Annotated in this window: 7 protein-coding genes; 6 read left to right on the plus strand and 1 reads right to left on the minus strand. The window is 38.6% G+C overall.

What is annotated here, in order from left to right:
- Positions 1-501 precede the first annotated feature (501 nt).
- From DYI81_RS17440 to DYI81_RS17465, 6 genes are all read left to right on the plus strand, one after another.
- Positions 502-1,389 carry a VacJ family lipoprotein gene (locus DYI81_RS17440; protein ID WP_117008177.1) on the plus strand — a complete coding sequence of 296 codons (888 nt, stop codon included), beginning with the start codon at positions 502-504 and terminating at the stop codon, positions 1,387-1,389.
- A 99-nt stretch (positions 1,390-1,488) separates the two neighbouring features.
- The gene (gene gigA, locus DYI81_RS17445) at positions 1,489-2,457 is read left to right on the plus strand and encodes an RsbU family protein phosphatase GigA (RefSeq protein ID WP_106986205.1); all 969 of its coding nucleotides are present in this window, start codon (positions 1,489-1,491) and stop codon (positions 2,455-2,457) included.
- Positions 2,458-2,569: 112 nt separating this feature from the next.
- Positions 2,570-3,091, plus strand: a complete 522-nt coding sequence (gene gigB / locus DYI81_RS17450; protein WP_106986206.1) for an anti-anti-sigma factor GigB — start codon at positions 2,570-2,572, stop codon at positions 3,089-3,091.
- 31 nt (positions 3,092-3,122) lie between these two features.
- Positions 3,123-3,968 carry a carbon-nitrogen hydrolase family protein gene (locus tag DYI81_RS17455; protein WP_106986207.1) on the plus strand — a complete coding sequence of 282 codons (846 nt, stop codon included), beginning with the start codon at positions 3,123-3,125 and terminating at the stop codon, positions 3,966-3,968.
- Positions 3,969-4,079: 111 nt separating this feature from the next.
- Positions 4,080-4,472: a DUF4951 domain-containing protein gene (locus DYI81_RS17460; RefSeq protein ID WP_117008178.1), complete on the plus strand. Its 393-nt coding sequence runs from the start codon at positions 4,080-4,082 to the stop codon at positions 4,470-4,472.
- 201 nt (positions 4,473-4,673) lie between these two features.
- Complete coding sequence (locus tag DYI81_RS17465; RefSeq protein ID WP_117008179.1) at positions 4,674-5,099, plus strand: organic hydroperoxide resistance protein; 426 nt, start codon at positions 4,674-4,676, stop codon at positions 5,097-5,099.
- 117 nt (positions 5,100-5,216) lie between these two features.
- Here the strand turns inward: DYI81_RS17465 and DYI81_RS17470 are convergent, their stop codons facing one another.
- The gene (locus DYI81_RS17470) at positions 5,217-5,915 is read right to left on the minus strand and encodes a hypothetical protein (protein WP_117008180.1); all 699 of its coding nucleotides are present in this window, start codon (positions 5,913-5,915) and stop codon (positions 5,217-5,219) included.
- Between the last annotated feature and the right edge of the window lie 142 nt (positions 5,916-6,057).

The raw sequence follows: 6,057 nt of genomic DNA on the forward strand, positions 1-6,057 counted from the left end.
AATATTTGCTCAAATAAACTTCGAGAAATTTCTACCAATTATCAATGAAAATATATTCGATTGATCAACCAGTAAAAATCCACACAAGTTGTTCTTCATAATCTCTTAATGATCTTCTTGTTGGTTCATCACCAGCAAGCTAGGTCGGCTATATTACACTAAATTTATTTAGTGTCAACAAGTAATTCAAATTATTTTAAACTTTTTTTCTAAAACCAAACTTAATCTTTTCAATCAAGTCCTTGTTTTATCAGAAGTTTTAATCTTCATCACCGCCGATGGATGTGCATTCTACAGCATTTCACATCCGTTGCAACCCTATTTTTTATTTTTTTTGAAAAATAACAGTCATACGTATGCTTTTTAGCCATTTTTCATTTTTTTGATTCATTTTTTAGGCAAATTTGCTTTAATGGTTCGATATTCAAGACTATTAAAGCGATTTTATTTATGATTGAGTCAGCTTTATTAAGCCAATAATAAATTTTGGGATCATTCTATATGCATCATTTTTCTTTTTTATCTGCAAGTTTGCTATTCACCCTTGCGATTTCACCTGCATTTGCAGCTGAGCCATCAGATGAATCTATCTCATCTACGACTTCGTCTAATTCGAAGTTTGCAACAAAATCTAGTGAAGTCGTAAAAAAACTCACTGTAAATGCTTCAGCATCACAAGCAGATGAAGAAAAAGATCCTTTTGAAGCATGGAACCGTAAGGTTTATCAGTTTAACGATGTATTAGATCGTAATGTTGCACGTCCTATTGCAGTGCAGTATTCAGAAAAAGTACCCGAGCCTGTTCGTGGCTCATATCGTCAATTTCGTAAAAACTTAAATGAGCCTTGGAATGCGGTGAATCAACTGGTTCAAGGTCGCCCGATGCATGCTGCTAAAAGCTTAGGCCGTTTTACCATTAATACACTAACCACTTTAGGCTTTGCAGACCCTGCACGTCGCTTACATTTAACAGCAGAAACCGAAGGCTTTGGCACAACTCTTGGTTATTATGGTGTGCCTACTGGACCTTATTTGGTTCTTCCTATATTAGGCCCAAGTACAACTCGTGAAACGGTAGGCTTTGCTGCTGATAGTTTTGCGCGCCCACAACGCTATATATTAGAAGACCATAAAGGTGTCTTTTGGGCTGAACAAGCCTTACGTGCTGTTGATAGTCGTGCGGAATTGCTCGATCTTGAAAAAGTCCTACAAGGTGATAAATATGCTCAAATTCGTGATATTTATCTACAACGCCTAAACTTTATTGTTGCTGAGAAAAAGGGCCTTGCAGATGAAAATATGTTTATTAGTGATGAAGGCGACGATCCAGAGGATGAATCTTCAGATCCAGTAGACACTGATTCTTCTGACGATCACGCCACAGAATAGTTTTAATTTAATTGCGGGGGATGATGATTTTCTCCTCCGCCCTGCGAATGCTTGTTATAGTATATTGCTCATGATACTTCAGGATCATCTTATTTCTTTATGTATTTCATTCAACCGACCCGTGATATTCCACATCTAGATCAGGTACTAGACACACTTCCCAGTGTTCAAATGATTCGCATTGAAGATCTCCATTTGTATGACCCGACTATTATTGCAATTGCTGATGTACAGGATTATCTAACACATCAGTGGACTTTGCCGACGATTGCGCTGGCATTAGAAGATGAAGGCTTGGCTTTGGCTGCCGCTTGGGAACAAGGTGCGCTGGCAGGTTGGATTTGGAGCAAACTCCCTTCAAACCCACAAAAAGCGCTTATTAAAATTGATGCCAAATACAAGCGTAATCAAGACAGTCGCGATCTACCTTCAGCGGCTGAATTACAAAAAAAATTACTGCCCAATCCTATTGAATTATTCAATTATAAAATCGAGACTTTATTTCAACCTTCTGCTTATTTATCTGGCGATTGGTATGATTACTGGAAAATTAGCGATAAAGAAATCATGTTTTATTTGGCAGATGTTTCCGGCCATGGGGTGACCAGTAGTCTATTAACCTCATGGATGGCTGCTTTCCACGGTCGTTCTAAAAATCCTCGTGAACTGATTAAAAAGCTTAACGGCATGCTGGTGCAAGAAAATATCGAAAAGCACATCACGATGATTGCGGGTATTTTAAATATTGAAACACATCATTTACGCTGGTCGAGTGCAGGCCACTACCCCCCTGCAATTTTATTTGAAAAAGACCAAGAACCTCGTATTTTAACCACCAGTAGTTTTCCATTAGGTTTAACAGAAGACTTAGAAGTGGAAGAGTTTGAATGCCAACTAAAACCGAATGCTCGGTTTATTATTTGTTCAGATGGCGCACTTGAACCTTTCGATGGTGGATTGAATGAACAATTGCGTCAATTGGTACATCACTTGCAAAATCAATCATTTCAAGCACCCGAGCACGTTGCCGATGATATTGCAATTCTAAGCTTGCGTCGAATCAATTAATTTATAAATCAAATATTTATCGTTTTTCACTATAGAATCATCCTTTCGGATACTTGAGTAAGCAGTGCCCCTATGGGATAATTTACTATCCTTCTCTGCAAATGGCATTTATATGTCAACAGGTCATGTTGAATATGCAAGCTTGAATGGAACGCATATTTTTAAGCTTATAGGCGAAGTGCGTGCCCAATCTTGCATTAGTTTAGACAAGCTGCTAAATAAAATTGAACAACAAGAGAATGTCGTTGGTGCGATCGTAGATTTAACCCAAACTACATTTATTGACAGTACAGTTTTAGGCATTTTGGCTAAGCTGGGCTTAAAGCTCAAACAAATCCATCACATTCAAGCAGTCATGCTTTCAACAAATTCAGATATTACCACGCTCGCCAACAGTATGGGGCTTGGGCAGGTATTTGTGATTTTGAATTATTGTGGCGATCCAAATGTATGTACACGTACATTAATGGAAGAAAATGTAACGCATAACAATATGCTTTGCACCGTATTAGATGCGCATAAAACATTGATGAAACTCAATGAAAGCAATCAAAATATGTTTGAGCCCTTAGTGAAACAATTGCAAAAAGAGCAAGATTCTATCGACCAAACTGCTGTACAACACAACGCGTAATCTCCCCCCTTTTTTTCACATTGAGAACTCCATGACTTTTCTTTCTGTTGCTCAAATGAATTCACAAAATGATATAGAAGCAAACTTCTCTGTCATTGAATCTTTGATTCAGCAAAGTAAAGCTCAGGGAGCAAGTCTCATTGTGTTTCCTGAAAATTTTATCTGCTTTGCTGCAGGTAAACAGCGTGAAACCGCTGCGCAGTTTGAAGTTTTTCAACAACGCTTAGAACAGCTTGCACATCGCTATAGCATTTGGATTGTCGCAGGTACTTTACCTTGCCCATTTCGTCCAGATGGCTCAATTATTAAAGATGGTCGAGTACGGACAGTTAGCCTGTGCATTAGCCCAGAGCGTACAGAAGCACGTTATGACAAAATTCATTTATTTGATGTACAAGTGGGTGACGCTGTCGGTGGTTATCAAGAATCTAAGTTCTTTGAACCAGGCACAGATCCAGTGGTTGCAAAAACGCCGTTTGGTCATATTGGCCTGATGGTCTGCTATGACTTGCGCTTTCCAGAACTTGCACTCACACTGCGTGCGCAAGGCGCAAATATTTTAACAGCGCCCGCAGCCTTTACCTACACTACAGGTGAGATGCATTGGCAATTGTTATTACAAGCACGCGCAATGGATACGCAATGCCTAGTTTTGGGTGCTGCACAACAAGGTTGGCATGGTGAAAAACGCCAAACTTGGGGCCATGCAGGCGCGTCAGACAGTCGTGGCCAATTGCTTGATATGATCCAAACTGAAGGTGCATCCATCATCACCGTTCCATCGAATTTAGAAGAGCAAAATCAAGTTCGGGCATCTATGCCCCTATTGCAACATCGTGTTTTACTACAATATCCGACTAATTCGTATAGCGACTAATCTGCTTATTTAATTTAGCAAATAGCACGATTTAACATCATGTTGTACTGTAAATCCCTGCCAGCTTATTTATAATAATGATTCTTATTTATTAAAATTGGTTTTATTCCAATGTTTAAATCCGTTCTCCTTTCTGCTGTACTGCTTTCCGTTTCTGTTGCCTCTTTTGCTGAGATTCAAATTTCAGAAAAAGTACGACCAACCATTAAATCTTTGGTTGACCCAAATATTGACCGTTTAGCGATTCCACCAACACCAAACAATATGTCTTTGCCTGCATTTGGTCAGGGTATTATTGGTTGGGGAACAGGACCTGATGGTGCGGAAAAACGCTTAAATAACATCAGTAAAGAAGACGTTGAAAAGCTAAAAACACAAGATGTCACTTTAGAAATGGTTCAGACTTGGCAAAAGTTTTATGAAAATGAAACTCAGCGTAATGCAGGCAACCCGACTGCCCCTTTCCGTGCGCAATTAATGAAAAAAATTGCAGGCCTTTGGTAAACAATACCAAAAATGTTCATTGGTAGTTAAGACTATCAATGAACAACACTTCCCTACTCGTATCGTCATTTAATTCATCTCTTTTGCTTTTTCTATCTATTTTCCACTGAAGCCTACTTCAATATTTACAAAATCACTGCTTATTCCTGTGCGATTTTCAGACAGGATGAATACTCCCTTAAGAATATTTAGAGAATAACAATGAGTTTAGAAAAAGCAGTCTATACAGCACATGCAAAAGCAACTGGAGGACGTGATGGCCGAGCAACCTCATCCGACGGTATTTTAGATATTCAACTTAAAGTACCTAAAGAAATGGGCGGTGCTGGTGGCGGAACTAACCCTGAACAGCTCTTTGCTGCGGGCTATTCTGCATGCTTCTTAGGTGCAATGAAATTTGTGGCGAATCGTGATCATTTAAAAATCACACCTGATGTGTATGTGGAAGGTGATGTCAGCATTGGCCCTATTCCAACAGGTTTTGGCATTGAAGTGACTTTAAATATTCATTTGGAAGGTCTAGAACAAGCTGAGGCGCAAAAATTGGTTGATGCTGCGCATATTGTCTGCCCTTACTCAAATGCGACACGTGGCAATATTGATGTGACGTTGAATGTGATTGTTTGATTTAAAAAATTCAAATTTTGAGGTGAAGCCGATTTTTATAATCGGCTCTAAAAACAACTAATTGGAAATAATAAATTATATAAAAAATATTAATCATTTCATATGATTACCATAATTTCAAATAGAACCTAAATTAGAGGAAATTTCTTTGAAGTCTAGGGCTGTCTTTTGGGTATTCGGAATATGGCCAGTGAGGTATTCATCCTTTGTCTGGAAAAAGAAATCAAAGCTCTGACTCATTAATGGATCGTGTTGGCTTTGTTTTTGGTAGATTGGGGCTAGGCGATTAATGTAGTAATTGATCCAGTCCGCTTTGTGGGTAAAGGCTACATAATCTTTTAGATCTCGATGGAGGTTGTGTAGATCCTCGGAAATTGCATCAATGTTAGGATGATACAACCAAACTGTAATATCCATCGTAGGAATAGCACTAAGTTCATACGGTTGTGAAGGGCCAAATCTTTGGATGACGTAAAGTTGTGCACCACGTTCGCTATAACAGGAACAGAGTAACTTAGTATTTTCAACTTGAAAGTAGTCTGTGCCAATTTCTAGTTCTCTAATTTGTCTTGAAATATCCAGGCATAGAGGGAGTTTATTATGGTCTAAATGAGCCAGTTGCCTAAATAGTTCAATGGATCGGCTAATGACATAACTTTCACCAGTACCTGTGATAATCCCTTGATCCCACGTGTAAATTTTAGCAGCTTTTTCAGAACTGAATTGCATTTCACCTGTTTCTTTTATTACAACTCGCTTATTGTCTGCTGCGATAATGATGCTATCATTTAATTGTATGGCTACTATAAAGGTCATATTTCATATAAAGTATTGAACCGTACCGGGTTTGTCGGAGACTCAGTATTCTGAGAGAATGTTCCGATGACCAAATTAAAATATACCCCTGAAATCAGAGAAAGAGCGGTTCAATTATTGATTGAATCTGAAAAAGACTATC

Origin of the sequence: Acinetobacter sp. SWAC5, from assembly GCF_003419885.1 — a bacterium.
In the GTDB taxonomy this organism is placed as follows: Bacteria; Pseudomonadota; Gammaproteobacteria; order Pseudomonadales; family Moraxellaceae; genus Acinetobacter; species Acinetobacter cumulans.

Bases quoted from the DNA above. Each gene is read 5' to 3' on its own strand.
- DYI81_RS17465 (WP_117008179.1), top strand. From the start codon at position 4,674: ATGAGTTTAGAAAAAGCAGTCTATACAGCACATGCAAAAGCAACTGGA.
- DYI81_RS17460 (WP_117008178.1), top strand. From the start codon at position 4,080: ATGTTTAAATCCGTTCTCCTTTCTGCTGTACTGCTTTCCGTTTCTGTT.
- DYI81_RS17455 (WP_106986207.1), top strand. From the start codon at position 3,123: ATGACTTTTCTTTCTGTTGCTCAAATGAATTCACAAAATGATATAGAA.
- DYI81_RS17440 (WP_117008177.1), top strand. From the start codon at position 502: ATGCATCATTTTTCTTTTTTATCTGCAAGTTTGCTATTCACCCTTGCG.
- gigA (WP_106986205.1), top strand. From the start codon at position 1,489: ATGTATTTCATTCAACCGACCCGTGATATTCCACATCTAGATCAGGTA.
- gigB (WP_106986206.1), top strand. From the start codon at position 2,570: ATGTCAACAGGTCATGTTGAATATGCAAGCTTGAATGGAACGCATATT.
- DYI81_RS17470 (WP_117008180.1), bottom strand. From the start codon at position 5,915: ATGACCTTTATAGTAGCCATACAATTAAATGATAGCATCATTATCGCA.